The 453-nt window shown below is 67.8% G+C and carries 1 pseudogene; it reads left to right on the plus strand.

The features are described from left to right. A pseudogene (locus HWY05_RS37890) lies at window positions 1–453 on the plus strand (LysR family transcriptional regulator); the annotation flags it as partial.

Here is a 453-nt window from a genome sequence, read left to right on the forward strand (position 1 = left end):
CTTGCTCGGCGTGCGCCTGCTGCACCGGACCACGCGCCGGCTCTCGCTGACGCCCGAGGGCGCCGGTTATTACGAGCATTGCATCCGGATCCTGACGGAGATCTCGGAGGCCGACGCGAGCTTCCAGGTCGGCAACCGCAAGCCGCACGGCGCGCTGCGCGTGCACATGCCGTCGCTGCTGGGGCGGCGCGTGGGGGTGATGAACCGCGTGAGCTGCGCCTCGCCCGCCTACCTGGAGAAGTTCGGCGAGCCGCGCAGTATCGAGGAACTCGAGCAGCACCGCGCGGTGAACTTCGCCTACGCGCTGGGCCGGCCGATGCCGTGGATCTTCCTGATCGACGGCAAGCTGCAGGAGATGCGCATGACCTCGATCGTCACGGTCAACGATTCCGATGCCTACGTGACCTGCGCGCTCGAGGGTTTCGGGCTGATCCAGCCGACCCTGTTCTCGGT

Source organism: Paraburkholderia sp. BCC1876, assembly GCF_902833695.1.
GTDB lineage: Bacteria > Pseudomonadota > Gammaproteobacteria > Burkholderiales > Burkholderiaceae > Paraburkholderia.